At 61.8% G+C, this 25,172-nt stretch carries 23 protein-coding genes and 1 riboswitch; of the genes, 10 read left to right on the top strand and 13 right to left on the bottom strand.

Annotated features, from left to right (window positions below):
- Positions 1-3 precede the first annotated feature (3 nt).
- The 3 genes from QM716_RS28065 to QM716_RS28055 all read right to left on the bottom strand — a co-directional run bounded on the left by QM716_RS28065 (position 4) and on the right by QM716_RS28055 (position 6,720).
- Positions 4-3,897: a Pls/PosA family non-ribosomal peptide synthetase gene (locus QM716_RS28065; protein ID WP_283307533.1), complete on the bottom strand. Its 3,894-nt coding sequence runs from the start codon at positions 3,895-3,897 to the stop codon at positions 4-6.
- Positions 3,898-4,019: 122 nt separating this feature from the next.
- The gene (locus tag QM716_RS28060) at positions 4,020-5,873 is read right to left on the bottom strand and encodes a BCCT family transporter (RefSeq protein ID WP_283307521.1); all 1,854 of its coding nucleotides are present in this window, start codon (positions 5,871-5,873) and stop codon (positions 4,020-4,022) included.
- 424 nt (positions 5,874-6,297) lie between these two features.
- Positions 6,298-6,720, bottom strand: a complete 423-nt coding sequence (locus QM716_RS28055) for a hypothetical protein (protein WP_283307520.1) — start codon at positions 6,718-6,720, stop codon at positions 6,298-6,300.
- 58 nt (positions 6,721-6,778) lie between these two features.
- On the opposite strand from QM716_RS28055, the gene QM716_RS28050 reads away from it, so the two are divergent.
- The gene (locus QM716_RS28050; RefSeq protein ID WP_283307519.1) at positions 6,779-7,105 is read left to right on the top strand and encodes a hypothetical protein; all 327 of its coding nucleotides are present in this window, start codon (positions 6,779-6,781) and stop codon (positions 7,103-7,105) included.
- Here the strand turns inward: QM716_RS28050 and QM716_RS28045 are convergent.
- Positions 7,093-7,236, bottom strand: a complete 144-nt coding sequence (locus tag QM716_RS28045; protein ID WP_283307518.1) for a hypothetical protein — start codon at positions 7,234-7,236, stop codon at positions 7,093-7,095. The genes QM716_RS28050 and QM716_RS28045 overlap by 13 nt on opposite strands.
- Positions 7,237-7,451: 215 nt before the next feature.
- Between QM716_RS28045 and QM716_RS28040 the strand changes: the two genes are divergently transcribed.
- From QM716_RS28040 to QM716_RS28030, 3 genes are all read left to right on the top strand, one after another.
- Positions 7,452-7,841 (top strand): PucR family transcriptional regulator, encoded by a 390-nt coding sequence (locus QM716_RS28040; RefSeq protein ID WP_283307517.1) that lies wholly within the window; start codon positions 7,452-7,454, stop codon positions 7,839-7,841.
- Positions 7,842-7,901: 60 nt separating this feature from the next.
- A riboswitch (SAM riboswitch) is annotated at positions 7,902-8,016 on the top strand.
- 53 nt (positions 8,017-8,069) lie between these two features.
- Positions 8,070-9,395 carry an aminotransferase class V-fold PLP-dependent enzyme gene (locus tag QM716_RS28035; protein ID WP_283307516.1) on the top strand — a complete coding sequence of 442 codons (1,326 nt, stop codon included), beginning with the start codon at positions 8,070-8,072 and terminating at the stop codon, positions 9,393-9,395.
- A 210-nt stretch (positions 9,396-9,605) separates the two neighbouring features.
- Positions 9,606-10,220: an LLM class oxidoreductase gene (locus QM716_RS28030; protein WP_283307515.1), complete on the top strand. Its 615-nt coding sequence runs from the start codon at positions 9,606-9,608 to the stop codon at positions 10,218-10,220.
- On the opposite strand, the gene QM716_RS28025 is transcribed toward QM716_RS28030, so the two are convergent.
- Positions 10,199-11,110 carry a PaaX family transcriptional regulator C-terminal domain-containing protein gene (locus QM716_RS28025; protein WP_283307514.1) on the bottom strand — a complete coding sequence of 304 codons (912 nt, stop codon included), beginning with the start codon at positions 11,108-11,110 and terminating at the stop codon, positions 10,199-10,201. The genes QM716_RS28030 and QM716_RS28025 overlap by 22 nt on opposite strands.
- Before the next feature lie 110 nt (positions 11,111-11,220).
- On the opposite strand from QM716_RS28025, the gene QM716_RS28020 reads away from it, so the two are divergent.
- Both QM716_RS28020 and QM716_RS28015 read left to right on the top strand, forming a co-directional pair.
- Positions 11,221-12,219 carry an alpha/beta hydrolase family protein gene (locus tag QM716_RS28020; RefSeq protein WP_283307532.1) on the top strand — a complete coding sequence of 333 codons (999 nt, stop codon included), beginning with the start codon at positions 11,221-11,223 and terminating at the stop codon, positions 12,217-12,219.
- Complete coding sequence (locus tag QM716_RS28015; protein ID WP_283307513.1) at positions 12,212-13,423, top strand: saccharopine dehydrogenase family protein; 1,212 nt, start codon at positions 12,212-12,214, stop codon at positions 13,421-13,423. The genes QM716_RS28020 and QM716_RS28015 overlap by 8 nt, the downstream gene beginning before the upstream one ends.
- On the opposite strand, the gene QM716_RS28010 is transcribed toward QM716_RS28015, so the two are convergent.
- Positions 13,424-13,768, bottom strand: a complete 345-nt coding sequence (locus QM716_RS28010; protein WP_283307512.1) for a PH domain-containing protein — start codon at positions 13,766-13,768, stop codon at positions 13,424-13,426. It abuts the gene before it with no gap.
- A 93-nt stretch (positions 13,769-13,861) separates the two neighbouring features.
- The gene (locus QM716_RS28005) at positions 13,862-14,239 is read right to left on the bottom strand and encodes a hypothetical protein (RefSeq protein ID WP_283307511.1); all 378 of its coding nucleotides are present in this window, start codon (positions 14,237-14,239) and stop codon (positions 13,862-13,864) included.
- Positions 14,240-14,302: 63 nt separating this feature from the next.
- Between QM716_RS28005 and QM716_RS28000 the strand changes: the two genes are divergently transcribed.
- On the top strand, positions 14,303-14,881 hold the full coding sequence (locus tag QM716_RS28000; protein WP_283307510.1) for a CGNR zinc finger domain-containing protein: 579 nt from the start codon (positions 14,303-14,305) through the stop codon (positions 14,879-14,881).
- A 184-nt stretch (positions 14,882-15,065) separates the two neighbouring features.
- Positions 15,066-15,359, top strand: a complete 294-nt coding sequence (locus QM716_RS27995; protein WP_283307509.1) for a hypothetical protein — start codon at positions 15,066-15,068, stop codon at positions 15,357-15,359.
- A gap of 340 nt (positions 15,360-15,699) precedes the next feature.
- Here the strand turns inward: QM716_RS27995 and QM716_RS27990 are convergent, their stop codons facing one another.
- On the bottom strand, positions 15,700-17,187 hold the full coding sequence (locus tag QM716_RS27990; RefSeq protein ID WP_283307508.1) for an MFS transporter: 1,488 nt from the start codon (positions 17,185-17,187) through the stop codon (positions 15,700-15,702).
- A gap of 158 nt (positions 17,188-17,345) precedes the next feature.
- Here QM716_RS27990 and QM716_RS27985 point away from each other — a divergent pair, with 158 nt between their 5' ends.
- Positions 17,346-18,020 (top strand): TetR/AcrR family transcriptional regulator, encoded by a 675-nt coding sequence (locus tag QM716_RS27985; RefSeq protein WP_283307507.1) that lies wholly within the window; start codon positions 17,346-17,348, stop codon positions 18,018-18,020.
- A gap of 94 nt (positions 18,021-18,114) precedes the next feature.
- Here the strand turns inward: QM716_RS27985 and QM716_RS27980 are convergent, their stop codons facing one another.
- The 5 genes from QM716_RS27980 to QM716_RS27960 all read right to left on the bottom strand — a co-directional run bounded on the left by QM716_RS27980 (position 18,115) and on the right by QM716_RS27960 (position 23,923).
- A complete protein-coding gene (locus QM716_RS27980) occupies positions 18,115-19,497 on the bottom strand; it encodes a HupE/UreJ family protein (RefSeq protein WP_283307506.1) in 1,383 nt (460 codons plus the stop codon).
- A 4-nt stretch (positions 19,498-19,501) separates the two neighbouring features.
- Positions 19,502-20,677: a DUF3500 domain-containing protein gene (locus tag QM716_RS27975; protein ID WP_283307505.1), complete on the bottom strand. Its 1,176-nt coding sequence runs from the start codon at positions 20,675-20,677 to the stop codon at positions 19,502-19,504.
- 434 nt (positions 20,678-21,111) lie between these two features.
- On the bottom strand, positions 21,112-21,735 hold the full coding sequence (locus QM716_RS27970) for an MFS transporter (RefSeq protein WP_349307371.1): 624 nt from the start codon (positions 21,733-21,735) through the stop codon (positions 21,112-21,114).
- A gap of 156 nt (positions 21,736-21,891) precedes the next feature.
- Complete coding sequence (locus QM716_RS27965; protein ID WP_283307504.1) at positions 21,892-22,419, bottom strand: carboxymuconolactone decarboxylase family protein; 528 nt, start codon at positions 22,417-22,419, stop codon at positions 21,892-21,894.
- A gap of 73 nt (positions 22,420-22,492) precedes the next feature.
- Entirely contained in the window at positions 22,493-23,923 is a 1,431-nt protein-coding gene (locus tag QM716_RS27960; RefSeq protein WP_283307503.1) for an MFS transporter, read from the bottom strand.
- Between the two features lie 311 nt (positions 23,924-24,234).
- On the opposite strand from QM716_RS27960, the gene QM716_RS27955 reads away from it, so the two are divergent.
- The gene (locus QM716_RS27955; RefSeq protein ID WP_283307502.1) at positions 24,235-24,981 is read left to right on the top strand and encodes a DUF8832 domain-containing protein; all 747 of its coding nucleotides are present in this window, start codon (positions 24,235-24,237) and stop codon (positions 24,979-24,981) included.
- The last annotated feature ends 191 nt before the right edge of the window (positions 24,982-25,172 follow it).

Below are 25,172 nucleotides of genomic sequence, written 5' to 3'. Positions count from 1 at the left end.
GCTTCACGAGGCCGCCCACGGTGCAATCGGGTTGCCCTGCCAGCGCGTGGAAGGCGGAACTGTGTCACCTCGCATCACCAGAGACGCAGGCCCGACCGTCGCTCCCGCGCCGATGCCGGCTGCGGGTAGCGCGACACAGTGCGGTCCCAGTGTTGCTCCTGCTCCCAGAGTGACGGTATCCATGGACATGATCCGATCATGGAAGAGATGAGTTTGCACGACGCACCCCCGTTCCACCGTTGCTCCGTCGCCCAAAGTCACAAGATCTGCCTCGGGTAGCCAGTACGACTCACACCAAACGCCCTTGCCGATTTTGGCCCCGAGCCCACGCAGGAAGATGTTCAGTACGGCAGTACCAGTTGCGGCCCGGGCGAACCACGGTGCCGCGACGGTCTCGACGAACGCGTCGGCCACTTCGTTGCGCCAGACGAACGAGCTCCACAGCGGGTGCTCTACCTTGGCGATGCGTCCCACGACGATCCACTTTGCCGCGATGGTGATCGCGCCTGCCACTGCTCCGGCGATGAGCAGAACTACGCCGCTCAGCAGCGCCGCGAACCAGAATCCGACGGCGCCGACCAGTGCTTCGAGAGCGAACAGAACACCGAGACCGATGCCGAACGTGACCATCACCGGAATCAGTCGACAGGTTTCGACTATTCCGCGGGCGATTTTCAGTCGCGTCGGCGGGTTGAACGTACGGGCGGCGTCGGTGTCCCCGGCAGCCCTCCGCAGACGTACCGGTGGACTACCCAGCCACGAAGATCCGGACTTCGCCTTGGACGGGGTAGCGGACAGGACGGCCACCAGACCGTTCTTGGGGACGCGTCGACCGGGTGCGGTCATACCGGAGTTGCCGAGGAACGCGCGCTTGCCGATCTTTGCCTGTTCGATGTGCATCCAGCCACCGCCGAGGCCGTAGCTCGCGACCATGGTGTCGTCGGCGAGGAATGCGCCGTCGGCGACCGTCGTGAACTTGGGAAGGAGGAGCACGGTGGATGCTTCGACGTTCTTGCCGATCTTGGCACCCAGGAGGCGGAGCCACCCCGGCGTCAGAAGGCTGGCGTAGAGCGGGAAGAGGAAGGTTCTGGCCGAGTCGAGGAGCCGCTCGGTCGCCCACACCTGCCAGCCGATGCGGCTACGAACGGGGTGGTAGCCGGGGGTCAGACCGATTGAGAGAAGACGTACGGCAACCAGAGTGATGACTGCGAAGACGAGCAGGCTCAGGATGGTCGCGACCGGAAGCATGATCAACGACTGGAGTACTGCACTCCTGAGAGTCTCGGTGTCGCGAATCCACCAACCGATCAATGCGATTCCCGCCATCAGAGCGAAGATCGGCATACCTGCCAGGAAGACAGAGGTGACGCCGTACACCGGAACCCAGCCGGGTGCGCGCTTCGGATGTTCGGCCGGCCACGGATGATTCGCTTTCCCGATCTTGGTGGCGGGGGATCCGGCCCATTGCTGGTTGGCCTTCACCCGGCCGAACACCGCGGATCCTGGTTCGACGACGGCGTCACGGCCGATACGTGCGCCGGGCAGAAGCGTCGAGCGTGAACCGACGGAGGCGCCGTCACCGATCTTGATCTCGCCGATGTGAATGACGTCGCCGTCGATCCAATGACCGGAGAGGTCGACTTCGGGTTCGACGGAGCAGCCGTCGCCGAGTTCGAGCATGCCGGTGATGGGAGGAAGTGTGTGGAGATCGACGCCGCTGCCGATGTCGGCGCCGAGGGCACGTGCGTAGTAGAGCATCCACGGTGCACCCGAAAGATTGGCTGCGCCACTGGCTTCGGTGAGTCGCAGCGCAATCCACAGACGCAGATGTTCACTACCGCCTCGCGGATACGTGCCCGGTTTCAGCTTGCGCAGGAGCAGGCGTGCTCCGACGACGGCGATGGTCATGCGCCCGATCGGCGTGATGAACACGATGAAGGCCAACAGAATCCACCACCACGAGACGGTGGGTGCCCAGCTCGCATCGACGAACCAGCCGAGGACGTTGTTCGCGATCGCCAGCCACGTCACCCACTGCAAACCGGTGAGTGTGGTGAGTGGAACGGTGACGGCTATCTGCGCGAGCTGAGTCTTCAAAGGTGTGGGAGCGACGATGCGCGGCTCCACAGTGTCGGTGGGTGCCAGCTCGTCGAGGTATTCGGCCAGCGATCCCAACCGGGGATGGTCGTAGAGCTGCGCGACGGTCACTTCCGGGAACCGCTCGCGTAGTGCGGTGACGAGTTGCGCGGCAGATAGGGATCCGCCGCCAACTTCGAAGAAGTCGTCGTCGAGCCCGGTGATCTGTGCGCCGAGGATCGAACCCCACAGTCCGGCGACCCACGCCGCGGTTCCGTCGAGTCCCAGCGCGGCGCCGGCGTCTTCGCCCGCACCTGGCAGCGGCCAGGGGAGTGCGTTCCGGTCGACTTTGCCGGACGTGCGCGTCGGGAGTTCTTCCATCAACGCCAGACGCGGCACGAGGGCTGCTGGTAGCTGCTCGCTGAGCTGTGCGTGAGCGGCCTTGAGATCGAAGTCCGGGTCGGTGCTCGCGATGTATCCCACGAGAATTTGGTTGCCGGCCGCGGTTTTCTTCACGGCCGCGGCAGCGCCACTGACACCGGGGAGGTTCTGGAGCGCGTTGTCGACCTCACCGAGCTCGATGCGTCTGCCGCCGAGCTTGACCTGATCGTCTGCGCGGCCTTGGAACATCAAACCGGCGGTCTCGAGCCGGACCAGATCGCCACTTCGGTACGCGCGTTCCCAGCCGAGAGACGGCATCGACGCGTACTTCTCGGCGTCCTTCGCGGGATCGAGGTAGCGGGCCAGACCGACGCCGCCGATCACCAGCTCACCGACTTCACCGACCTCGACGGGGTTACCTTGGGCGTCGACGACCGCCAGGTCCCAGCCGTCGAGGGGGAGGCCGATGCTGACCGGGCTCTTGCCGTCCATGAGAGCGCCGCAGGCCACGACGGTCGCCTCGGTGGGTCCGTAGGTGTTCCAGACCTCGCGGCCTTCGACTGCGAGGCGTTCAGCCAGCTCCGGTGGGCAGGCTTCTCCGCCGAAGATCAGGAGTCGTACCGCTTCGAGAGCCTCGGCCGGCCACAGGGACGCGAGCGTCGGCACGGTGGAGACGATGCTGACATCGCGAGAGACCAGCCACGGACCGAGGTCCATGCCACTGCGGACCAGCGAACGAGGTGCGGGGACGAGGCACGCCCCGTGACGCCACGCCAGCCACATTTCCTCACACGATGCGTCGAAGGCCACGGAAAGTCCAGCAAGCACGCGGTCGCCGGGGCCGATCGGTTCGTCCTGCAGGAACATGCGCGCCTCGGCGTCGACGAACGCCGCGGCGTTGAGGTGCGTGACGGCAACGCCCTTGGGGGTGCCGGTGGATCCGGAGGTGAAGATGATCCAGGCGTCGTCGTCGGGTTCGGGCTCGCGAACCGGTGGATGTTCGTCTCGCTTCGGCGCCGTCCCGGGCTGAATACCGTCGCCGGTGATGATTGCCGCTACCTGCGCCTCACCGAAGACCAACTCGGCGCGCTCTTCCGGATCGTCGGCGTCGACGGGCACATAGGCGGCACCCGCCGCGAGGATCGACAGGATCGCCACGTACAGCGAACGTGAACCAGACGGCATCCTGATTCCGACGCGGTCACCTGCGCCGACGCCGGCATCACCGAGCCAGCGCGCACCGAGCTTGATTTCGTCGAGCAACTCCGAGTACGACAGTGTGGTGTCGCCGTCGTCGATGGCAGGTGCTTCCGGGTTGGCCTCGGCTGAGGCCCGCACGATGTCGATGAGCGTGCGCGGCGCAGGTGCATGCGCCGACCGTAGGAATACGGACGGTATCCCGAAAGATTGTTCCGTCTCCGACTGCGACTGGAGTGGCAAACCCGTTGGTCCTGTTCTACTCACGAAACTTAGAGTCCTGCGAACTGTCGAGTTGAAAGTCTCATGACAAGTTTGCGAGTTGGTGAACAGATATGCCTAATGCAACATGCCGAACGTGCCGGTCAGTCCGTACTGGCAGCTTGGGCGTGCCCTTCTGCCGAGTCGGCGAACTCGGGTGTGTCGAACACCTCTCCGCCCAGCGGATCGACGACCTTCGAATCCTCGGAGAAGTCGACAGCGCCGGTGTCCGGGTCGATGTTGACCGCATGGGCGGGAACTTCGTGCACCGCGACGAGCATGTGGGCGTCGGAGGGTTCCGTCGTGATCCCGCTTTGCGACGGGGTGAGCCCGGCGAAGGTGGACGAGATCTTCAGATCGCGGAGCCGTTTCTCGGCGGGTTGCGGAACGTCGGTCGATGCCGCGGTATTTGTCGAAACCCGCAGGTAGCGCGGGGCCGACGCGACCTCGTACCGGAACGCCTTCAACATCGACAGACATGCCAGCACCATGATGACCGAGAACGGCACGGCGGTGGCGATGGCAACGGTCTGTAGCGCCGTGAGCGATCCGCTGCCACCCACGATGAGGAGAACCGCAGCGGCGGCACCGGAGAGGAACGTCCAGTAGACACGCGTGATCTTGGAGGTCTCCAGGCTGCCACCCGTCGCGAGGATGTCGATGACGATCGAGCCGGAATCCGCGGACGTGACGAAGAAGAACACGATCACGACGATCGCGAGGACACTCGAAATCGTTCCGAGCGGAAGTCCGTCCAGAAGCGTGAACAGTGACGTGTTGGTGTCCACTGCGCCGGATGCGTCGAGCATCGTGCCCTCGTTGCGCTGACGCAGAATGCCGGAGTTACCGAAGATCGTGAACCACAGCGATCCGACCAGCGTCGGTGCCAGCAGCACGCCGAAGACGAACTCGCGGATGGTGCGGCCACGTGAGATGCGCGCGATGAACATGCCGACGAACGGCGCCCAGCTCATCCACCAACCCCAGTAGAAGATGGTCCAGGCACCCTGCCAGCCGTCTTCGGCGAACGGGGACGTGCGCAGCATCAGCTCGGGCAGGGCCTGGACGTATCCGCCGAGGTTCTGCACCCACGACTGCATGAGGAACAGTGTCGGACCGAGAATGAGGACGAACAGGGCCAGCGCTGCAGCGAGCATCATGTTGATGTTGGAGAGCCACTTGAGGCCCTTGGTGACTCCGGAGACGACCGAGAAGGTGGCCATGCCCGTCACGATGATGATGATGGTGATGACCAACCAGTTGTCGGTCTCCACCCAGCCGAGGTAGTCCAGGCCGGCCGAGATCTGCTGGACACCGAAGCCCAACGACGTCGCGACACCGAACAACGTGCCGACGATGGCGACGACGTCGATGGCATGGCCGATCTTTCCCTCGATGCGAGCGCGTCCGAGGAGTGGCTCGAGCAGCCAACGGATCGACAGCGGGCGACCCTTGCGATAAGTCATGTACGCCAGACCCAGGCCGACGACGACGTAGATCGCCCATGCATGCAGACCCCAGTGGAACAGCGTCAGTTCCATCGCTTGATTGGCTGCGGCGTCGGTCGATCCCGCGATCTGCCCGGCTACGGGAGGGCTCACATAGTGCGAAAGCGGTTCTGCTACTCCGTAGAACACGAGGCCGATGCCCATGCCGGCGCTGAAAAGCATCGCGAACCACGAGAGCATCCCGAACTCGGGTTGCTCGTCGTCACGCCCCAATCGGATGTTGCCGATGCGGCTGATTCCGCAGTACAGCGCAAAGATCACGAAACCGGTGGCGGAGAGGATGTACCACCAGCCGACGCCGTCGCTGATCACGTTGTTGAGTGTTTCGAATGCGTCCGCAGCGGTTCCCGCGTAGATCACGGCAAAGGCGATCAGGGCAAAGATCACTATCGACGCGGGGATGAACACGGGTTTCCGTAGTTCACGCCACGCAGTTTTGACCGCAGTCATTCCACTCCTCGAACATTCAGGTATTCACAGCGCCCATTCGGGCGGCCACGTGTCACGCGTAGGTGGGTGTTTCGCTCACGCCATCGCAGTCAAGACCGAGCTATTGCTTTGAAATTCAACGTAACGTCAAGGTTCGGTCAACTCAACTGAACGAAAGATGCTGCACTGTCGCGAAACGTATCGCGGACAGGCGCTTCACCGGTTTTAAACCGTTGAACAATAGCAAGATTGGACTCTTTTGGAATCCATGAAAGGTGAATTCGATTGGTACGGTGAGTTGAATCGGTCGGGTCAACTCACATCGGTCGATCACTTTTGTCAAACTCGGCGAATCAGCTTGTCTGTCAGGTGGTTAACTCTTGGCGTGCGCGCTCGATCGCGGCAGTGTGGTTCCGATACCTAACTGTGATTGTGATGGTCGCAACTATCGGCGGTGCGGGCCCTGTTCTCCTCGCTGGGCGTCGATCAGATCCATCGCATCCTTCAGGCCCAAGCCCGGATGTTGTTCGCGTAGTGCCTTGATTGCCGGGATGCGGCCGTCAGCCGACGCGAGTGCGCTGCGGACGTCGTCGGCAGGTATCACTGGCGCCGACGATTCGGAGGGTGCGGGTATCCCTTCCAGCCAGACTGGTTGCGGATTGTTCCTGGTTCGCCAGGCTTGGGCGGTGCCGTAGGCAAATCCGACGGTTGCAAACAACCAAATCGCCAGCCATGTCCAATTCCAAGCCGTTGGTTCTGTGGTCACCGTATCGATGGTGCTTGGACCGACCACAACGAGAAGCCAGGCCAGCATGATCGTCTGCCACCATCGCTCGACGCGCCTGCTCGGATTCCACCATTCGGCCATCGATGGATACTCGCACAGGGCTGCTGTTTCGGTGCGACCCTGCTGTTTTGGTGCGACGATGGAGACCATGGAGATTCGTGATGCGGTGGAGCGCCTTCGAGCGGAATCAGGGACCTCGACGATCTTCGGTGAACCGCACCAGACCAGCGACGGAACGACGATCATCACGGTTTCGCGTCTACACCGGCGGTGGCGCCGCGACCCGATTCCGGTGCCAGTCGGAGTGTTCTCGATCCACGACGGTGAGCCGTCGTGGTCACCGGCCGTCGATCACACCAGAGCAGCGTTGATGGGGGAGTTCATCGGATTGGCGGCCGCTGTGATCGCAACATTGGCCGTTCTACGTCGACCGCCCTGGCCTGATGTGACGATTCAGAAGGGGTGACCCAGAATTACGCCGATCAGCTGGAACGGCATTGCCAGGAACATCGATCCGACGTAGAGCGGATAGCGAATCGGATCGCCGGCGAGGTAACCCTCGGCGAGCCAGGCCATTACGTCTGCTGATCCCATCATCGTTACTTCCCTTCGCTGTTGCGGTTCACCGACATTTTCGGTCGCGGGAGTTGTTTTGTTACAAGCGAACTCGAAGGAGTAGTAGATGTGATGGCAGTTTCGGCGCAGCAAACGTCGTCAAGTGAGACCTTCGGGGGCGGCGGATGCCAACGGGTGCGATGACGACTTGCCGGGGCAAACTCCATCGGCGGAGTTTGGGTACTCAGCATCGTGTTGTGGGCCCAGCCAGATTCGGAGCGTCTCTGTCGGAGGCGGGAGATGCCGCTCGGCTCGCCGGTTCCAGGTCGCAGACCGGCCGGTTCCTGCACGTGGACCGCCTCGGGCTGGCGCAGTTGCTGCTGGCGCGGACGCGGACCGACACGTTTCAGCCCGCGGCCGCGGCACTGCTCGCGCCGCTACGAGATACGAATGGAGAGTTGCTCGAGACCCTCTCGACGTACCTCGACCAAGAATCATCTCAGGCGCACACCGCAACACGAATGGGCTTGCACCGCAACACCGTATCGATTCGGATCGATCGAATTCAGCGCCTTCTCTCGGTGGATCCGGCCGATCCGGAAACCAGACTTGCACTCCACCTCGGCTGCCGAATTATCACGCCGTGACGACGGCCTTCGCAGCTTCGTCTTGACAAGCGCAGGACGTTCCTGCCATCCTCGTTGCCAGGTCACGAGTACCAGTGTTCAGCCCCGGCTTGCTGGTCGGCAACCCTCCTCCGCGGTGGGGTGCTCCGGGTGACGACCCGGCTGCGTTCGAAAACGAATGCGGCAAGCGCGGACTCTTCCGGGGCCATCACCCGACGAACGAGTCCTTGAACGTGAGGATTGTCTTCGATGACTGCTGTATTGAGTGCCGACACCTGCTGCACCGCTCCGATCGCCAAGGTTTCGGGTGCTGACCTGCAGGTTCCGCTGGTTCAGGGCGGCGAATGCTCCTACGCCAACTTCGACTACGCCGCGAGTGCACCGGCATTGGCCCAGGTCACCGACCGTATTGCCGAGTTGTTGCCGACGTACGCCAGCGTCCACCGCGGTGCCGGCTACGCATCCCGGATCTCCACCCTCACCTACGAGAACGCTCGCGAATCCGTTGCTCGTTTCGTGAACTGTGCCGACGATCAGGTCGTCGTCTTCACCCGAAACACCACTGATTCGCTGAACCTGCTGGCCCAGTGCGTCCCCGGCAGCACCGTTGTCCTCGACGTCGAGCATCACGCAAACCTGTTGCCGTGGAACGACGCTCGTATCGTCACCGCCGCAGACACCATCGAAGAGACCATCGAGCGCCTGATCGGTGAACTGTGCACCAAGCCTGCCGCACTGCTCGCAATCACCGGCGCCTCCAACGTGACCGGCGAGATCCTGCCGATTGCACGCTTGGCTGACATCGCTCACCGTTGCGGCGCACGTATCCTCGTCGACGCTGCTCAGTTGGCTCCCCACCGTCGCATCGACCTGCAGGAATGCGGCGTCGACTACGTCGCGTTCTCGGGGCACAAGCTGTACGCACCCTTCGGCGCCGGCGTTCTGGTCGGACGCCGTGACTGGCTCGACGAGGCTCAGCCGTACCTCGCCGGCGGCGGCGCCGTCCGCGAGGTGACCATCGAGTCCACCGAGTGGGCTTGTGCGCCCGCACGCCACGAGGCCGGTTCGCCCAACGTTCTCGGCGCCGCAGCAATCGCGACCGCATGCGAAACCCTGCACGCCCTGGACTTCGACGTCATCGCCGAGCACGAGAAGGCGCTCACCGCCCAGCTCACCGAGGGCTTGTCCGCCATCGAGGGAGTCTCGCTGGTGCGACTGTGGAACGACGCTCCTGACGCCGTCGGAATTGTGACTTTCACCGTCGACGGATTCGAAGCGGGCGAGATCGCCGCTTTCCTGTCTGCAGAACACGGCATCGGAGTTCGCGACGGACGCTTCTGCGCACACCCGGTGCTCGCACGCCTCGGCCTCTCCGGCGGCGCAGTTCGTGCCAGCCTCGGCCTCGGTAGCAGCTCGGACGACGTGACGAGGTTGGTCGACGCCGTGAACATCCTGGTTTCGAATCAGCGTGATTGGAACTACGCGAAGACCGCCGGTGCGTGGAACCCCGTGCCCGAGACCCGCCCCTTCCTCGGAGCTGCAGACGACAATGCCGGCGCAGCCGAGTGCGTCTGAGCTGAGCTCGGTCCCCGAAAACTCGAACGGACAACTAGCATGGCAGCCATGGCACCAGCGGACTTTCCCGCCACTCCTTCGAGAGTGAGTATCACTCTCGGTCAGTGGTGCCGTCGCCATGTCGATCTGTGCCGCACCTCGTCAGGAATGTGTTCGAGCTGACGATTCGTCTCGCTCATCCCACACTTTTCTGATTTTCGGAGGTCACACATGTCTTCACTCGCTTCGCATTCTCTGCACGTAGCGGTCGAGTTGACCGGTTCCGGTCACCATCCGGCCGCTGAGGGCGCACCCGGAAACCTGCCCATCATCGGCGGCGACTATTGGGTGGACCTCACCGAGAGCGACAGGGTTCTCGATTTGGCTTCATTTCCTACCAATGTGGTTCGGATTCGGGCTGCAGACCTGCGTGAGGCGCAGCTCGAACGCGCACGGATACGTGCTGCCGTCGCCGAAGAAGGACGCGATCCCGACACCGTCGCAGTACTGGTCGATCTCGAGATTCTGATCGCGCCGGAAGCTCGCTCCGCTCGTAAAGAGCTTGCACAGTTGGACAGCGCCTTGACTGCGCCGCGGGTTCCCGTTTCGCTTCATTACGTCGGAACACCTTCCGGTCTCGGCAGTTTGATCGCCGATATCCGAGCTGCCGAGGTTGCCGACGGTGTGACGTTGCTGCCTCTCGCATTGCCCCGCACTCTCGAGCACCTGGTGGACAGCACCATTCCGTGGCTCCAGGATCGCGGCCTGGTGACACCGTCTACCGCAGTCGACGAGGTCCTCGGTCGTTTCGGACTGCCGCCCCGTCAGCGCACGCTCGCGTCCTGATCGCCACCGATTGCATCTGCGTACAGGTGGAACAGCGACGGTAGTTTGTCGGCGCCGTCCACCTGTGCCAGCAGCGTCCAGCACTGTGCCGTGACGGAGCGTGCCCGCCTGCCGATCCAGTTGGTGGGCAGCAATTCTGGCGGCAGCAGCGGATCCGGTTCCATGGCTCGCGTGAATTCCGCCGCGAGCTCGATGGTCATCGTGACGGCATCGGTGTCTTGGGTGCTCTGCAGTTTGTGCAGGCGTGCGGTCGCTACATCGAGCAGCCGTTCGTATCCGGCTGCGATCTCGTCCAGTGGCCACAACTGTGCCGCAATCTTCACGGGTTCTTCGAGGGTGCCCACTTTCAGATCACGAGTGGTGAGCGAGGACAGGTGCTGTTCGACGTCGAGTTCGGCGGCCGCATCGAGAACGTACGGTTCCCAGGCGTGCGGCGAGACGTACAGACCGCCCTGGACGAGCGCGCCGCCGAGGTAGACCACCCTGGTGCGCAGCGCATCTCGTGCTTTCCGTGACGACTCCGGAATTGCGAATCCAGCCAGATGCCAGCACCCGTCCCACGGCGTCGCGGAGTCGCGATCTTGTTGATACGCCAGCCGAACGAATTCGACGTCGGGTTCCATCTCGCGCACGGCTTTCGGCGTGGCTCGCAGCGTGGCCTGACGCCCGCGTCCCTCCTGAGTGAACTTTCCCTCGGCGACCAAACGCTTGATGCACAGCCGAACCTGTTGATCTGTTTTGTCGAGGGCGTCGGCGGTGGCATAGAGGGTGTGCCCGTCGACAGTTCCGTCCGTGCGCAGTAGTCCCTCGATCAAAATCCTCGTGGGTACATCGACGTCTCGGTCGGTCATCGCCCTGCCCTTTCCTCGCGTCTCGACATCTTCGCCCATAACTGTACTATCGACGTCAAAACGATCGTTTTCAATTCGTACGTTAGGACGGGAAGATGGCAGTGCAATCGGTGAGTGAGAGGAAGGGCAACCCTCGTTTGCGCAGGTGGGTGGTTACTTCCCTGGCGGTGGTCGTTGTTCTGATCGTTGGACTTGTGGGCTGGACGCTGTACCAGAACACCTATGACATTCGTGAGGAGAAAGTGACGATTACCGGGGGATCGGTGCCACTCCAGGGAGTCCTTGCCCTGCCCGAACACGGTGACGGCCCCTTCGGGCTCGTGGTTTTCGTCCACGGAGACGGACCGGTCGATGCAACACACGAGACGTTCTACCGGCCGGTCTGGGAGGCGTTTGCAACCGCTGGGTACGCGTCACTCTCCTGGGACAAGCCGGGGGTCAACGGGGCGCCGGGTAATTGGCTCGATCAGAGCATGGACGATCGGGCCGCGGAGACGGAAGCTGCAATCGAGTGGGCGCGGGGCCGCTCGGATATCGATTTGTCTCGTATCGGCCTGTGGGGTGCAAGCCAGGCAGGTTGGGTGATGCCCAAGGTGGTAAACCTCGACCCGGACCTCGCGTTCGTCATTGCCGTCGGTCCCGCGATCAACTGGCTTCAACAAGGTGAATTCAATACTCTTGCAGAGCTTTCCGAGAGAAATGCATCGGCCGACGAGTTCGAGAAAGCGCGGGTCAGCCGCGCGAAGAACTTGGAACAGTTGGCCCGTGATGCATCGTTCGAAGATCTCGTGGCCTCCGGCGAGGCTGACGGTCTCACCGAAGATCGGTGGAACTTCATTCGAAAGAACTACCGATCGGACGTGCGAGCCGATCTCGAAACCGTGAAGGTTCCGGTGTTCTTGATTCTCGGCGGTCAAGACGTCAACGTCGACGTGGCCGATACGGAAAGGGTGTACCGCGAATTACTCGACTCCCCTGGGCAATTGGTGGTCGAGAAGTATCCCGACGCCACTCACTCGATTGTGGAGAAGGACCTCGAAGACTCGGAAGTGATGTCGGCTCTGGTGGCCGTTCTTGCTCCCCGTTCGATCTTCGCTCCCGGTTATCTAGCGGATCAGACTGCATTTTTGGAGGGAATTCATGGCTGACGGCATCACGGTTGTCGCACTGGGCGGTGCCGGTGCCATGGGCTCGGCAGCAGTTCGTCTGGCTGCAACATTGTCGGGAATCGGCAAGGTAGTAGTCGCGGATCGCGATATCGATGCTGCGAAGCGTCTTTCGGTTGAACTGGCTCAGGCGTCAGCGCAAGTCGAGGCGCGCAGCATCGACGTCACGGACGGTCGCACGCTACGTGAATTGTTGGATGACGCAGACGTGATCATCAATACCGTCGGCCCGTTCTTCCGTTTCGGTGTCGGCGTTCTCCAGGCAGCGATCGAGACCGGGACGCACTATCTCGACATCTGCGACGACTGGGAACCGGCAGTCGACATGCTGGAATTGCAATGTGCTGCGCGAGAAGCCGGAATCTGTGCAGTGGTCGGAATGGGCGCAAGTCCCGGGATGAGTAACCTCCTGGCCGCGATGGCAGTCTCGCGATTGGACATTGTCGACGACCTGTACACGGCCTGGCCGGTTGATGTCGACGGCGAGGGGGAGTCGGTAGATACGGTGAGTGCCGCTGCCGTTCACTGGATGCAGCAGATCAGCGGCAAGGTGCCAGTAGTTCGTGAGGGACGGATCGTCACGGAAGCACCGCTGCGTTCCATCGCACTGGAACTGCCCGGCGGACGCCGCGGAAACGCTTACGTGGTCGGGCATCCGGAGCCGGTCATGTTTCATCGGACCTTCAGTCCCTCAGGTCATTCGGCTAATCTCATGGTGATCACACCGGAAACTGTGGCGTTTCTCGACGTCCTCCGTGCGGATATCGACAAGGGGATAATCGATCTCGACGCGGCCGCTGAAGAATTGGGCCAGCCCTCGCTCCGGCGGATGATCCGCGCTGCACCTCGAATGCTCACGCGTGCCGACCACGGATCCTTGCCGTTGTTCTTCGCCTCGGCGACTGGGACGTTCGACGGAAGAGCGATGCGCGTCGTGGCCCGGATTGCAGACGATTCACCGATCTCGGAGTTGCTGTCGGACATGGCCAGTGCGACTGGAATCCCTTTGGCGCTGGGCCTTGCTCAGGTTGTATCCCGGCTGGCCGACGGAACGATTCGGGATCGGGTCGGTGTGCACTCACCTGAGAGTGTCATTGATCCGGAAGTTCTGTTCACTGCGCTGGCGCGGTTGTTCGATCGAACCGACTGGAGGGAGATCGTCACCGTCGAATCCGAGTTTCGCTAGTCAGTTCGCGGCGCGCGATCCGATGCGACTGCGGATTTCGGTCTCGACTCGGTCTGCGTCTTTGGGACTGAACGAGGGCGCTCCGCGGCCGGTGAGGGTGAGTACCACCGCAGTCTCCTTCCAGGGACGTGAAAGATCCAGGCTGTACCACGAGCTGAAATCTGTTGTTCCCCAAATTCGTAGGCGTCCACTCAGCCACGACATGACTCCGAGGTCGACGGATTCGATCTGCGAGTACGGAACGAACTTGCTGACAAACGGGAAGTAGTAGTGACGGATGGTGACGCCCTGATCGTCGATCCGGACGGTTCGGTCCTCGTAGAATGTCGATGTCCCTGCACTCACAGTGATAACCCGGTTCCTGCTGTTCGATGCTCTGTATGGTTGCCTGGAAACCAACCATACAGTCTCTATTGGGGCAGGTCGCGAGCGCGGGCGTCAGGTGCTGGTGGGCCTTGAGACGACGAGATCGCTCACCGCGATCTGGGCATTGCCGATTGCCGCCTGAACTGGTTCGCAACTGCTCGACGCTCGGGCGAGTGCAAGAACTGCGGTGAGTAGGGCGGCGTCGGGTTGTCCTTCGAACGGTCCGCTCTCGACGTCGAACTTTCCATCTCGCAACTGCTTTCGGGCGTTGATTCCCAGTTGTGAAATGACCTCGTCCATCGCGGTCAGGCACTGGGAGAGCGCTCCGATCGACCAGTAGAGATCGGCTGCAACGACGGGTGTCCCCGACGCCACGGTGCCGGCGCGGCGTAATCGGTTGTGGGTATCGAGGAGTATCTCGGGCAGTCCGTGGTCTGCGCAATGTTCCATCCCGCCGCCTCCGTAAGGTGTAAAGTTAGATTATTCAATTACGGTAAAGCAGGGCGGTAAGGGATGCAAGTAGTTTTAGACGATTACGTATCCGGTGCGTCGTTTGCGACTGACCTGGTCAACACCTCACCCCGAGTGTGGGTGGAGGCCGGTGACGCGTTGCCAGACTCCCAGACGCTTCAGGATCTACTGAGTGAACACGGACTCTCGCCGGACGCGCTCCGCAACGGGCGTCGGCCGACCAGCGGTGAACTTTCGGACGTTCAGGGGCTTAGAGAGGAGATTCGTTCGGTTCTCGATGCTCCGACTGCCGGCGAACTGGTCGATCGCACTCATCGACTTCTGCAGACCGTCCCGCATCACGTTCGACTCTCGCCGGATTCCCAGAACGACTATCGGTGGAATGCAGTACCGGACAACAAAATCGATCTCGCGGGCGAACTCACGTTGGTGATCGGCTACTCGTTGCTGGGGACTCTGCGCACATTGGGGTACGAACGATTCCGACCATGCGCATCGCCGACGTGCAACGGGGTGTTTGTCGATACGAGCCGGGGAGGGCGACGCCGATACTGCATGCCGGCGTTGTGCGGCAACCGAATCAACGTCGCGAATCACCGTCAACGGCAGCGTGGTACTTAGTCGTCAACGGCAGCGTGGTACTTAGTCGTCAACGACAGCGTCGTACTTAGCGTCTGCAGTCGCCCGGTCGATAGTGACAATCGAACAGAGTGCGGCCTACTGGATGGGTCGCTTCAACGAGATCCAGACCACGTCAGTCTCGCACCATTGTCGCCATGGCAACTTCTAGTAGATGGCGGCTCGTATGGAAGCTCGTTCTGTCTCCCCGACAGCAGTCACCGGTCCGCCGAAGCCTGAAGGAGTGAACTTCGCTTCGCTCGACAACAAGAAGTACATCGAATTGTCCACTGAGGCTTCGCTTCTTCCCGGCGACGAGTCCTGCAAGGTATGGGAGGAAGGTGAGCGAGCATTGTTCAACGACGTTGACCTGCTGCCGGTGTCGACGACTCCCGCGCACATGTTCTTCAACGGCGCAACGTCGATCTACCCGCCGTCGAGTGGAATCCTCCCGGGCTCGGCGATACGGGTCCTGAAGTAGGCCTCTCCGTAAACGCTCACCTTCGGGTATTGATCATCCGAAGTGCAAACCGAAATACCACCGCGGCGCCCGCACCTGCAGCTAATCCAGCGACGACGTCGGCAAGAAGAACACCGACGCCTACGCCCAGGACGGCAGCAGCGGCGACGGCGAGGGCGACGTCAGCACGAGGAGCGGCGATCGCGGCATCCCTTCCCCGAGTATCGAACGAGCACCCATCTCAACGGAGCATGTCACGAAACTGTCGTCCGGAGTTGTATCAACTGCAAAATGCGTAAAACGCGTCGGCCCCGACGGAGTTGGACTCCGCCGGGGCCGGGCTGTGTGTATTGCGCAGTGGTCAGTGTGTCGGGACGGATTCCTTCGAAGTGGTCGGGGACATATCGGTGTGCTCGCTACCAATCTCCGTGCGGGAGTTGGTGCTGTTGAACCGAGGGAGGAAGCCGGCCAGGACGAGTGCGATGACGGCGGATCCGGCAGCGAGGGCCATGACTACACGGAAAGCGTTCTCCGACGGCAGCGTTGCCCCACCGATGGACATGGTCATCTGGGCGATGACGACACCGGCGATAGCGCTGGCGAATGATGTACCGAGGGAGCGCATCAGGGTGTTGAAGCTGTTGGCTGCACCGGTCTCGGACGCAGGAACAGCCCCCATTATGAGAGCGGGGATCGCGCCGTAAGCCATGCCGGTGCCTGCACCGGTGATTACTGCGATCACGATCAGTTCCCAGATCGAGTGCATGGCGAAAATACCGATGCCGTAACCGATTGCGACCACAATGGCGCCGAGCATGAGCGTCACCTTGGGGCCGTACGAATTGGTGATGCGTGAGGACAGCGGAGAGATGAGCATCATGACGATGCCGGAAGGAGCCATGACCAGACCTGCGGTGAGCATCGAGCCGCCGAGGCCGTAACCGGTTACCTCAGGCAACTGGACTACCTGGGGGAAGACCATGCTGGCGGCGAACATCGCGAATCCGAACACGATGGATGCGAGATTGGTGAAGAGCACCTGGCGGCGGATGGATACGCGTAGATCTACCAGCGGCTTGGGGGTGCGTAGTTCCCACCATGCCCAGAATCCGAATATCACGATCGAGGCGCCGAACAGCGAAAGCGTGAGCGTGCTTGTCCAGCCCCAGTCACCACCCTTTGAAATGGCAAGTAGTAGAGCGATGAGGGCGGCTGAGAGAGAGATTGCTCCGCCGAAGTCGAACGTGCCACCCGTGCGAACCGTCGATTCGGGGACCAGGACGACAACAAGTCCGGCCGCAAGTGCGCCGAGGGCTGCAGACGCCCAGAACAGAACGTGCCAGTCCGCGTATTCCGCGATCAGGGCCGCGATCGGAAGCCCCAGCGCACCACCGACTCCCAGCGAAGCGCTCATCATCGCAACAGCGCCGGCGAGCTTCTTGGGCGGAAGCACGTCGCGCATCACGCTGATACCCAGCGGGATGACGCCGGCCGCAAGACCCTGGAGGATTCGGCCGGCAACGAGGGGGATGACGCTCGAACTGAGTGCTCCGACCACCGAACCGGTCACCAACAGCGCCATGCTGATCAGGAGCAGCCGGCGTTTGCCGAACATGTCGCCCAAGCGGCCCATGGTCGGGACGGCGACGGCGGCTGCGAGCAGGGTGGCGGTCACCGTCCACGCGGTGTCGGACGCGGGAGCGTTCAGGTACTCGGGTAGGTGCGGGATGATCGGGATGACCAGCGTTTGCATGAGCGAGACGACGATGCCGGAAAACGCCAGAACAGCCACTACTGCCGTGGTGGCGGGTGACTTCGCTGTCTGTGGTGGAGAAGTGGTTGACGACATTGCGGTAACTCCATCGGAGGAAGAACGAATAGTGGTTTAAGTCAGTTGCTTGAACTAAGGTTAAATCAACTGACTGACTTAATGGAAGGATGTGTCTCCGATCGTGACGAACATCTCCGGTGCCGAGCAGCTTCGGACAGTCGAGGATGATGGTGACCATGACTACGAGGGCTGAAGATGCGACGGCCGACGCCGGCGTCGCGGGAAGTTCCGCGCGTTCTGCTGCAACCCGAGACCGCATCCTCGCCGTTGCCGAGCAGCTGTTCGCCGAACACGGAGTCTTTGCGGTCTCGAACCGTCAGGTGAGTGAAGCGGCGGGACAGGGCAACAATGCGGCCGTCGGATATCACTTCGGCACCAAGACCGATCTGGTACGCGCGATCGTGAACAAACACTCCCAGCAGATCGAGAAGAAGCGCGGCGAACTGCTACGGGAGGTTGAAGGGTCGAAGGATGTTCGAGACTGGATTTCGTGTCTGGTTCGGGCGTCGACCGATCACTACGCCGAAATGGGTGGCCCGATGTGGTACGCGCGGTTCAGTGCGCAGATTCTCACCGATCCAGTCCTGCGGAAAATCGTCTACGACGAGGCTCTGGCCTCGCCCACTCTGCAGGAGACGCTTCGCGGACTCTCCGACTGTCTCACTGACATGCCGATGAGTGTTCGACGCGCTCGCGCGGACATTGGACGCAATGCGATCGTGCACATGTTTGCCGATCGTGAGCGCGCGCTCGCCGAAGAGGGGCCGGACGAGGTCACGTCGTGGGAGGACTTCACGACCGACCTCGTCGACGCACTGGTGGGTGTTTGGACTGCCCCGATCAGCCGCTGACCTCTGTACTTGTCAACGCCGTTTTGGCTGGGGCTCGAGGTCCATGTTCGCCTTCGCGTCCGCTCGGGGCTGTGATGTCGAATCCAGTTTGGTTTCAACGGGTCGTGTCGGTGCTTGTTTGGGCTGAGACTTTGTTGTCGTCCTTGACGTCAGGGGCAGGTCCCGGCGGTGATGGCAACCGTAGTGCGGGTGTTGCCCAGATGGCGACGGCGATAACAGCGAGTGCACCGGCGATCCAGAATGGATGTGTCACCGCCGCGTCCGATATCGGTGCGAAAGGGTCGGTGTGGATCATTGTCGTTCTCTCCAACAGCCAGCCGGTTGAGAGAACAATTCCGAGCCCGGCGAGCAGAACTCTCAGCGGTGTGTAGACGCGGGTTCGACTGAGCAACAGTAACGATGGCATCAGCAGCGCCACGACAATCAGTTGGGTGAGCTCGATTCCTAGATTGAATCCGAACAGTTCGGTGATCAGAGAACTGCCGCTCGTGTGGAGGTCGTTGAGTAGCGTCGCGAATGCGATGCCGTGAACCAAGCCGAAACAACCGGCGATCCACACTTCGCCGCCACGGACGATGGGCCGGATGGCGTGGATACCCGAGACGAGAATGGATAGAGCGATGAGGCTTTCCACCACCCGACTGGGGATCTGCAGGTAGCCGAAAGCTGCCAACGCCAACGTGATGGAATGACCGACCGCGAAAGCGGTCACCACCTGTACGACGCGTATACAGCTGCGCCGGACGCTGCTGGTGCGCACCCACCGACCGCGGATCGCCAGCAATGGTGCCGGCAGCAGCAGCATCACCAGGAACAGTAGGTGGTCTGCGCCCTCGGCGATGTGTTCGACCCCGAGGTGCACTGAGGACACGAACACACGGGGCAGCGATTGGCCCTGCACCGGCACCTCGACTGTCTGTGTTCGCCAGTCGATCAATCCCACAGCGTCGTATGCGGCGTCTGACGATTCGCGGGAGGACACGAACACTTTGTGAGAGAGGAGGTGATGCACGATCCCATCGAAGTGCAGTTGAAAATCGGTCACTTCTCCTTTCGGCGGCTCTATCGCGGTGTCGTACACGAGGTGATCGACACCGTCGATCACCTCGACCCGTCCACCACCGAGGGTGATGTTCCAGTCGGCTCCGCCGGTGTCGGTGTTGTCGACCGCGAGGTGCGCGAGTACGTAGTTGTGTAGCTCTTGGGCCTTGGCAGGCTCTTGGACCACTGCCGCTGTCAGCGGTTGGTCGATGGCGATCGCAAGTCGGTCGATGGGGAGCTGAATCTGGCCGGTGACCTGATCGGAGTTGATGGTAAGCAGTATTGCGGAGCTGCTCAGTGGATGCGCCTGAGCGGGGTTGACGCTGAACAGGGCCGCCACACCGGCCGATAGGGCACCCAGAATCAGGATTGTCGATCTCCGAAGCCACCGCCGGCCCAGGTTCTCGCGTCGTCGAGCCGGCGCAATGTTATCCATCCGGTCAGCTCGGTGTGGTGCTGCCGTAGTCGTTGGTCTTGTCGCGGTAGACCGAGTGGAAGTGAATGTCCGGAGTGCTCTGGCTGCGTGTGTTGATGAATTCGATCCAGACGCTCGGCCCGTCGATCCGTATGTAACTGTTTTCCTCGGTGGGGCCGGTGTTGTTGGACCACCCGATCCGCGTCTGATCCAACTCCGATTCGTACTTGGCCATCGCTTTGTCCGCCGCGGCGGAATCGAGATCGTTCACATACGCCTTGATAGCGGCGAGGACGGCGTCTTTCTGGGTGGTGTCGAGGGTGGAGACTTCCACGCCCTCAGCGGCCGGGAAGATCCCTGAGTCCGCGCCGGGGCCCGCTACCAAGTCGTCGAACGTGCCCGAGGTGATCTCCGCCGAGCTCAGCTGGCCGTCGTTCAACGCGGCGATCGCACCGAACATTCCATCGGATTCAGCCTTCACGGGTTCGACTGTCACGCCATCTGTTTCGAACGTCACGGGTTCGGAGCCGACGAATTGGGGTGTCTGACTGACGTTGTCGCCGTTGTAGGTCAGAGTCCGCGCCAGGTGGTGGCCACCGAACTGGACCATGAATGGTTGGGTCGGCGACGGTTCGCCGTAGACGGCGACGAAGTAGTCGTTGAGCGCACCGAAGCCGTCTGCGCCCTGTCCACCCAAACTGTTGAGGTAGTCGTCGGCCTTCCCGATGTCCGTGTTCTGGTTAGTACCTTGCTCGCTCAGTGCAGTACCGAGCAGCGTGGTCAAGGCCGCTCTCTGGTCGTCGCTGAGATCGGCGAGAGCGATTCCTGGGCGCGCCACCGTCGTTGCCGGGAAATTGGACCATGTCTGGCGAGACTTGTTGTCGGAGAAGTCGTACTCCACGACCTCGCGCTGGGAGTCGTCGAGAGAGGTCAGAAATGCGGTCGCGGCAGTGACCACCTCGGCGGTGTTGGCCCCACCCGGGCTGGCCCCGTCAGTGTTGAGATTTACCGCAGTCACCTCTTGCATGCCCCCACCGGGCCCACCGCTGGAGGGTCCGCCGGCGGTGGACGAGGTGGTGGAACCGCCTACCGACGACGTAGTCGGCGAGTCCGAGGTGCTCTCAGAACTCGAGCAGGCGGTGACGAGCAGCGCAACGGCGCCGACCAGACCGGCAGCGGCGCGGATACCAGAATTTTTCATCGGGACTCCTGCTTTCGTTGGCTTGAGAAAATCCAGCGTGTTGGTTATCGGCGAGCGTATGCCATCGAACACCGATCACGTGTGGTTGTCCGTTGTGTCCTCGTGTCGCCGAGCCTGTGCGCCTGCTGTCAACCTGCTTGCCGTCTTCTGTCAGATTGCTTCCTCTTTCTTTGTGTTGCAATGCATTTCCGAGAGCGGTGGCACGTTGCTTTTCGGATCGAGCACTGTGCACGGCGACGCACGCAGTAGGCGCTACTGGTTGCGACTTGGAGAGTTGCCGAATACTTGCGGTGCCGGTTGCTTTTCCGTATCAGATCGCAAACTGCTTTTCGTGAGCGTGCCTGAGGTCAGGACGGATTGACGCGTCTTCACCGGGTGGTCGGGTTCATCTCGTTCACCCTGATGCTCGCCCACGTCGGACTGATCACTCTCTGCTACGCCGCCGCTGATCCGAACAAGGTATGGGCAGTCGGACGGGCTGCAGGCCGCTTGCGAGAGCAAGACGGGATCGCCTTCTGGATCCAACGCAGGAGGAGACATGGTCTGCGGTCCAGGTGCCGAGTCCGGCGAACTGGCACGGCCGTGGCGCATCGTATCGAAGTCCCACCGAACCAGTCGAAGATCACGCGTGGAAGAAGCAGCGCGGTCAGCAACGTGCCGGTGCCCGATGCGGCAAGCATCCAGGCCACGTCGGATTGGGTTCCACCGAGCTCGTCGCGGACGTAGTTGACCGTGTTGACCACGACGATCGCGCCGGCTGCTGCCACCACGAGGTTGAGTGCCATGATGCCGCGCAGTCGCGGGGTGGTCACGAAGATTCGAACTCCCGACGCGATCCGATCCCACGCCTTGCGGTGAGTGCTGTTACAAGCGTTGGGGATTCGGGTGGCCGGCACGAGCAGCGTCGAGACAGCAAAGCCCACGGAGGCGGCGACGAACAACAGGTTGAACGTCATGAAGGACAACGCGACTGCGGCAAGAACAGGGCTGAGCAGACTTTCCATCGTTAAGCGACCTGCGATGGCGACAGCGCGGGTGAAATCGGCCGCGTCGGTCACGATGTCTGGGATGACCGCCTGGAACGTGGGTGTGAATGCTGTGGGCGCAGCTTGGCGACCAACCCGGTGCCGAACAGCGCGATGATCTGGGCGCTGAGGAGCAGGCGATAGCTTCGAATCAGGAACAGACGCATGCTGTTCCGTTCCGGCACGGTCCTAACGTCCCGATTCATGTGTGTTCAATCCCGCGAGAAGATTGAAGGCTCCGGTCAGGACATTGAGCGAGACGATCCCGACTACGTCGGCGATCTCGCGATCACCGTAGCCGTACGCTCGAAGGCCTGCGATGTGTTCATCGGAAATCGAGGCAGGTTCCCGGTAGACGCGAAGTCCGAGGTCGATCATTGCCGCGATTGCGGGATCGGCCGATGTGCCCGCGTGGGCACGCTCGATCTCATCCGACTCGACGCCGTTGGCGTGCGCGGCTGCAACGTGGGCTTCGAGGCAAACAGCGCAACCTTGCTGGACCTGTACAGCGATCGAGATTCGTTCGCTGATCTTGCGGTTCAACTTCGCTCGCTTCATTGCCCGGCTGAGCTGCAGGTAGCCGCCTAGTACGGCGGGCGAATGAGCCATCGTGCCGACCATGTCACCGACCTGTCCGTGACGATCGACGAGTTCGGTGAGAAGGTCTTTCGATGCACCGACAGCGGTGGCCGGTGTGAGAGATGCAAGGCGCGGCATGAGGAGTCCTAAGTGGTTCCGACGGTGGTGGGTTCGGCGGGCGGTCGCCGGCTGAACCCACCACCGAAGTTGGTCAAGAATTGACGGTGGACTTAACGGTTCGAGGCTCTTCGACCTTAGGTGACTGCATCACTACCGCGGTGATTCCCGCGCCCACCACTGCGATGACGGCTGCACCGATGAACACTGCGGAGAACCCGTTCGTCAACTCGGTCAGGTCACCGAGTTGATCAGCTCCGAACACCGCTGCGATCGCGGTCATCACCGCGAGACCGACAGCCGAGCCGACCTGGTAACTGACATTGACGATGCCGGAAGCCAATCCGCCTTCTTCCGGGCGTGCGGCCGAAATCGCCGTACCGAGTGAGGGAATGAACGCCAGCGTCATACCTGCCGCAGCCACCAGCGACGCCGGCAGTACGTCGACCCAGAAGTTACCGGTGGGCCGGATCAACGACATCCATCCCAAACCTATTCCCAGGACCAGCAATCCGGCTACGATCATCGATTTTGCGCCGAAGCGCGCCATGGCCCGTGGTGCCACGACGATCATGCCGAGCATGACGAAGATCGTCATCGGCAGCAGAGCCGCGCCGGCGGGGAAGGCGCTGTATCCGAGTACTTGCTGCAGGTACAGGTTCAGGAAGAACCACATCGGTATCCAGGCGGCGCCGAGGACGAGCTGAGCGATGTTCGCGGCACCGAGGTTGGGCGCCTTGAAGATTCCCAGACGCACCAGTGGCTCCCGACGCTTGGACTGGATCAACACGAATGCACCCAACAAAGCGGCCGATACCGCGAGCGCCAGCCACGTCTGCCCGGATCCCCAACCGACGTCAGGCGCCCTGACGATGCCGAAGACTCCGACAGCGAGGCCCGCGGTGACCGCCAGTGCGCCGAGGAAGTCGATCGACCCGGTACGTGCCGGTGCGTTCGGCATCAGGAAGGGAATGGCGATCAAGGCGATGACTGCGATGGGAATGTTGAGGTAGAAAACCCAAGGCCAGCTGGTGTATTCGGTGATGACGCCGCCGAGGAACACGCCGGCCGTACCGCCCGCCGGGGCGGCAGCGCCGTAGATGGACAGTGCCTTGGTCATTTCCTTTTGCGTGCTGCCGAACAGCATCATCAGCAGGGTGAGCGCCGACGGCGCGATGAGTGCGGCGCCTGCACCTTGAACTGCGCGGCCCGCAAGTTCGACGGCGACGTTACCGGCGGCACCGGCGACAACGGAACCGATCAGCAGGATCAGCCAACCGGCGGTGAATACTCGGCGGGCGCCGAAGAGGTCGGACAGGCGCCCGCCGAGGAGGAGTAGCCCACCGAATGCGATGACGTATGCATTGAAGACCCAGGTCAGGCCTTCCTGGGAGAAGCCGAGATCGCTCTGCATCTGGGGGAGAGCGACACCGATGATCGAGGTGTCCATGATGACCATGAACTGAGCGGCGGCGATCAACGCCAACGCCCACCACTTACGTGTGGACTGCGGTTGTGTGGACATTCTGAGTTCCTTACCTGTACGGGGTATAGGTGATGTTTGTCTGGTCAGGGGGCGTCGTAAACGAGCTGCTGCGACATCGATGCAGAGCTGCGACGAAATATGGAGGGAAATAACGCGTTTCGAACTCATTCGGCCGGCGCTCGACGTGGGTGCGCATCGGATCTCCTTCGAGTGAATTCAAAGTACTTGAGTAGGTCGTTAGATACCCTAGGGGGGTATGGTAGAAATTGCAATAAGTTCGACTTCAAGGAGTGTGGAACCCAACGCAGACGGCAACGGAAGTGCTGCCGACCTGAGCTTTGGAGGGCAAGATGTTCAGCAAGAACGGCTACACGCTGGAATTGGCAACGTCGGAGGCGGCTGTCGGCAGCAATGTACCTCTGCAATTCCGGATCCTGGATTCAGCCGGAACGCCGCTGATTCGGTACGCGGACACCCACGACAAGCAGCTACATCTGATCGTCGTCGGTCTGGATCTGACCGGGTTCCAGCACGTGCATCCCGAATTGGACGAGTACGGAAACTGGTATGTGTCAGTTGATTTCGATCATTCGGGAGGCTATCGAGTTTTCGTCGACTTCACCCCGGACGGCGGTGACGGAATCACGCTGAGTGCGGATGTTCGCGTCGCTGGCCTCTATGAACCTCGGCCGTTGCCTGCCGCTGCTACCGCCACGACGGTCGACGGCTATACCGTCTCGATTGAAGGCGCAGCCCATGCAGGTCAGACATCGAAGCTCACACTCTCGGTCAGTCGTGACGGAATCCCAGTCACAGACGTGGAGTCCTATCTTGCCGCATACGGGCATCTGGTCGCGTTGCGCGCCTCCGACCTCGCATATCTCCATGTCCATCCGGACGGCCATCCCGGTGACGGTGTCACGCCGGCTGGACCGGCAATCACCTTCTACGCCAACATGCCGAGTGCCGAGGATTACCGATTGTTCTTGGACTTCAAACACGACGGGGTGGTGCGTACGGCGGAATTCACACTGACTGCCGACAGCGCGACCACGCCTGTGTCCGAACACGCGCATTACGCGCACCACGGGCACTGAGATCCGAATGCGTTTCGCAGCAACGCCGTAGAGGAAAGACGCCACCTAAGAACTGGAGGACAGTATGCCGGCAACGGCCAATCGGGCATGGGCGATCGCTATGCACCCATCTGTTCGTGCAGTAGCGAAGTGCGTGGCGATGTGCGCAGTGATTGCTCTGCAGGGCAATGGAAGCCGAAGAGTATCCGCAC

This window comes from Rhodococcus sp. IEGM 1409 (genome assembly GCF_030056735.1).
Classification (GTDB): domain Bacteria; phylum Actinomycetota; class Actinomycetes; order Mycobacteriales; family Mycobacteriaceae; genus Rhodococcus_F.
This window is presented reverse-complemented; position numbering and strand designations above follow the sequence as displayed.

Coding starts and splice junctions, on each gene's coding strand:
- QM716_RS28060 (WP_283307521.1), bottom strand. CDS start 5,873: ATGACTGCGGTCAAAACTGCGTGGCGTGAACTACGGAAACCCGTGTTC.
- QM716_RS28055 (WP_283307520.1), bottom strand. CDS start 6,720: ATGGCCGAATGGTGGAATCCGAGCAGGCGCGTCGAGCGATGGTGGCAG.
- QM716_RS28050 (WP_283307519.1), top strand. CDS start 6,779: ATGGAGACCATGGAGATTCGTGATGCGGTGGAGCGCCTTCGAGCGGAA.
- QM716_RS28045 (WP_283307518.1), bottom strand. CDS start 7,236: ATGATGGGATCAGCAGACGTAATGGCCTGGCTCGCCGAGGGTTACCTC.
- QM716_RS28035 (WP_283307516.1), top strand. CDS start 8,070: ATGACTGCTGTATTGAGTGCCGACACCTGCTGCACCGCTCCGATCGCC.
- QM716_RS28030 (WP_283307515.1), top strand. CDS start 9,606: ATGTCTTCACTCGCTTCGCATTCTCTGCACGTAGCGGTCGAGTTGACC.
- QM716_RS28025 (WP_283307514.1), bottom strand. CDS start 11,110: ATGGGCGAAGATGTCGAGACGCGAGGAAAGGGCAGGGCGATGACCGAC.
- QM716_RS28015 (WP_283307513.1), top strand. CDS start 12,212: ATGGCTGACGGCATCACGGTTGTCGCACTGGGCGGTGCCGGTGCCATG.
- QM716_RS28005 (WP_283307511.1), bottom strand. CDS start 14,239: ATGGAACATTGCGCAGACCACGGACTGCCCGAGATACTCCTCGATACC.
- QM716_RS28000 (WP_283307510.1), top strand. CDS start 14,303: ATGCAAGTAGTTTTAGACGATTACGTATCCGGTGCGTCGTTTGCGACT.
- QM716_RS27995 (WP_283307509.1), top strand. CDS start 15,066: ATGGAAGCTCGTTCTGTCTCCCCGACAGCAGTCACCGGTCCGCCGAAG.
- QM716_RS27990 (WP_283307508.1), bottom strand. CDS start 17,187: ATGTCGTCAACCACTTCTCCACCACAGACAGCGAAGTCACCCGCCACC.
- QM716_RS27985 (WP_283307507.1), top strand. CDS start 17,346: ATGACTACGAGGGCTGAAGATGCGACGGCCGACGCCGGCGTCGCGGGA.
- QM716_RS27980 (WP_283307506.1), bottom strand. CDS start 19,497: ATGGATAACATTGCGCCGGCTCGACGACGCGAGAACCTGGGCCGGCGG.
- QM716_RS27975 (WP_283307505.1), bottom strand. CDS start 20,677: ATGAAAAATTCTGGTATCCGCGCCGCTGCCGGTCTGGTCGGCGCCGTT.
- QM716_RS27965 (WP_283307504.1), bottom strand. CDS start 22,419: ATGCCGCGCCTTGCATCTCTCACACCGGCCACCGCTGTCGGTGCATCG.
- QM716_RS27960 (WP_283307503.1), bottom strand. CDS start 23,923: ATGTCCACACAACCGCAGTCCACACGTAAGTGGTGGGCGTTGGCGTTG.
- QM716_RS27955 (WP_283307502.1), top strand. CDS start 24,235: ATGTTCAGCAAGAACGGCTACACGCTGGAATTGGCAACGTCGGAGGCG.